Origin of the sequence: Mesorhizobium sp. M7A.F.Ca.CA.002.15.2.1 (assembly GCF_003998715.1) — a bacterium.
Lineage (GTDB): Bacteria > Pseudomonadota > Alphaproteobacteria > Rhizobiales > Rhizobiaceae > Mesorhizobium > Mesorhizobium ciceri.
This window is the reverse complement of sequence record NZ_RZPI01000643.1, coordinates 1-3,147: the sequence shown is the minus strand read 5'-3', so window position 1 is coordinate 3,147 and position 3,147 is coordinate 1. Positions and strand designations below refer to the sequence as shown.

General features: G+C 61.6%; 2 protein-coding genes and 1 pseudogene. All 3 read left to right on the top strand.

What is annotated here, in order from left to right; all coding sequences use genetic code 11:
* The first annotated feature begins 276 nt into the window (after nucleotides 1-276).
* On the top strand, nucleotides 277-795 hold the full coding sequence (rplJ, locus tag ENZ74_RS26745) for a 50S ribosomal protein L10 (protein WP_013531412.1): 519 nt from the start codon (nucleotides 277-279) through the stop codon (nucleotides 793-795).
* Nucleotides 796-849: 54 nt separating this feature from the next.
* On the top strand, nucleotides 850-1,227 hold the full coding sequence (gene rplL, locus ENZ74_RS26740; RefSeq protein ID WP_013531413.1) for a 50S ribosomal protein L7/L12: 378 nt from the start codon (nucleotides 850-852) through the stop codon (nucleotides 1,225-1,227).
* Between the two features lie 251 nt (nucleotides 1,228-1,478).
* Nucleotides 1,479-3,147, top strand: a pseudogene (locus tag ENZ74_RS26735) (DNA-directed RNA polymerase subunit beta); the annotation flags it as partial.

Genomic DNA, 3,147 nt, shown 5'->3' with positions numbered 1-3,147 from the left:
CAGGCGGCCCAGAAGCCTTAATTCGATTTGGGCCTGCATGAGACGGGTGAAGACCGGACAACGGAGCGATTGCTCCAATGAAAGGTTCGAACCGTGTTTGCCTTTTGTCTGCGCATCGCCGGCTTGACTGTCGATGTGGCGAAAGGGGGCAGGATCCTCGAGCGTCGTTCGGGAGATCCGTTACTGGATGGCCCGGCCGACAAAAGGCAACCCGACGCCTGTCCTCGTCAATGGGATGTTCCCGTTAACAGGATTGGGGTCAACTGGAGATAGGCAGTGGACAGAGCGGAAAAACGCGAACTCGTCACGGGCCTGAACGGTGCGTTCTCGAACGCAGGTTCAGTGGTCGTGGCCCACTACGCCGGTATCACCGTCGCGCAAATGAACGACCTTCGGTCGAAAATGCGCGCTGCCGGTGGCACCGTCAAAGTCGCGAAGAACCGTCTCGCCAAAATCGCTCTTCAGGGCACGGACTCCGCATCGATCATCGAGCTGTTCAAGGGACAGACGCTGATTGCTTATTCGGAGGATCCGATTGCGGCGCCGAAGGTCGCGTCCGATTTCGCCAAGGGAAATGACAAGCTCGTCATTCTCGGCGGCGCAATGGGCACCACCTCGCTCAATGCCGACGGTGTGAAGGCACTCGCCACACTTCCGTCGCTCGATGAGCTGCGCGCCAGGCTGGTTGGCATGATCGCCACGCCGGCAACCCGGATCGCCCAGATCGTCAATGCGCCAGCGGCCTCGGTCGCGCGCGTCATCGGCGCTTACGCCCGGAAGGACGAGGCGGCATGAGGCCGTTCCTCGCTATCACAAACACACGTTCGAACCTTATGAAGGAACACAACAATGGCTGATCTCGCAAAGATCGTAGACGACCTTTCGAAGCTGACCGTCCTCGAGGCGGCCGAGCTGTCGAAGCTTCTGGAAGAAAAGTGGGGCGTTTCGGCTGCTGCTCCGGTGGCGGTTGCCGCTGCTGGCGGCGCTGCGGCCGCTGCTGCTCCGGCCGAGGAAAAGACGGAATTTGACGTCGTCCTCACCGACGCAGGCGCTCAGAAGATCAACGTCATCAAGGAAGTCCGCGCCATCACCGGTCTTGGCCTCAAGGAAGCCAAGGATCTGGTTGAAGCGGCTCCGAAGCCGGTCAAGGAAGCCGTTTCCAAGGCCGACGCTGACAAGTTCAAGGCCCAGCTGGAAGCAGCCGGCGCCAAGGTCGAACTGAAGTAAGCGTAAAAGCGGCGGGCGGCCTCGCGCCGTCCGCCACTCCCTTCGCCCGAAGGGAGAGCGCGTAACGCGAGATCTGCGAGAACCTCTTTCCTGAGGGCCGAAAACCGGCCTTCAGGAAACGGGTTTTCTCCCGTTCTAGCCGGCCGCCGACAGGCGCCGGGAAAACAGACAGAGGGTTGCCGCCAAGGTGGCCCAGTATGCAAGGCGAGCCGCGGCGAGGCTCGTCCCGAGTTTAGAGCTAAGGAGCGACGATGGCCCAGACCCAGACTTTCAATGGCCGCAGACGCGTACGCAAGTTCTTCGGAAAGATTCCGGAAGTTGCGGAGATGCCGAACCTGATCGAGGTTCAGAAGGCATCCTATGACCAGTTCCTGATGGTGGCGGAGCCCAAGGGTGGGCGTCCGGACGAGGGGCTGCAGGCCGTTTTCAAGTCGGTCTTCCCGATCTCCGATTTTTCCGGCTCCTCCATGCTGGAGTTCGTGAAGTACGAGTTCGAAGGACCGAAATTCGACGTTGACGAATGCCGTCAGCGCGACCTCACCTATGCCGCGCCGCTCAAGGTGACGCTGCGCCTCATCGTGTTCGATATCGACGAGGACACCGGCGCCAAGTCCATCAAGGACATCAAGGAGCAGGACGTCTACATGGGCGACATGCCGCTCATGACCTTGAACGGCACCTTTATCGTCAACGGCACCGAGCGCGTCATCGTTTCGCAGATGCACCGTTCGCCGGGCGTCTTCTTCGACCATGACAAGGGCAAGTCGCACTCGTCGGGCAAGCTTCTGTTTGCCGCGCGCGTCATCCCGTATCGCGGTTCGTGGCTCGACATCGAGTTCGATTCCAAGGACGTCGTGCACGCCCGCATCGATCGCCGCCGCAAGATTCCGGTGACGTCGCTGCTGATGGCGCTCGGCATGGACGGCGAAGAGATCCTGTCGACCTTCTACAACAAGATCACCTACAAGCGTGCCGGCGACCATTGGCGCATTCCGTTCAACGTCGAGCGTTTCCGCGGCCTCAAGGCTGTCGGCGACCTGGTCGATGCCGATACCGGCGAAGTCGTCGTCGAGGCCGGCAAGAAGATCACCGCACGCCAGGCACGGGCGCTTGGCGAAAAGGGTCTGAAGGCGATCAAGGCGACCGACGAGGACCTGCTCGGCAACTATCTGGCCGAGGACATCGTCAACTACGCCACCGGCGAGATCTTCCTCGAGGCCGGTGACGAGATCGACGAGAAGACGCTGAAGGTGCTGCTCGGCACCGGCGAAGAGGAGATCAAGGTTCTCGACATCGACCACGTCAATGTCGGCGCCTATATCCGCAACACGCTCAACGTCGACAAGAACGAGAGCCGCCAGGACGCGCTGTTCGACATCTATCGTGTCATGCGCCCCGGCGAGCCGCCGACGCTTGAAACCGCCGAAGCCATGTTCAACTCGCTGTTCTTCGATAGCGAGCGCTACGATCTGTCGGCCGTCGGCCGCGTCAAGATGAACATGCGCCTCGAGCTGAAGGCCGAGGACACCGTGCGCGTGCTGCGCAAGGACGACATCCTGGCCGTGGTCAGGACGCTGGTCGAACTGCGCGACGGCAAGGGCGAGATCGACGACATCGACAATCTCGGCAACCGCCGCGTGCGTTCGGTCGGCGAGCTGATGGAAAACCAGTACCGCGTCGGCCTGCTGCGCATGGAGCGCGCGATCAAGGAGCGTATGTCCTCGATCGAGATCGACACGGTCATGCCGCAGGATCTGATCAACGCCAAGCCGGCGGCTGCCGCCGTGCGCGAGTTCTTCGGTTCCTCGCAGCTGTCGCAGTTCATGGACCAGACCAACCCGCTGTCGGAGATCACCCACAAGCGCCGCCTCTCGGCGCTTGGACCGGGCGGTCTGACCCGCGAGCGCGCCGGCTTCGAAG

Excerpts from the sequence above, each read along its gene's own strand:
- rplL (WP_013531413.1), top strand. The coding sequence starts at position 850 with ATGGCTGATCTCGCAAAGATCGTAGACGACCTTTCGAAGCTGACCGTC.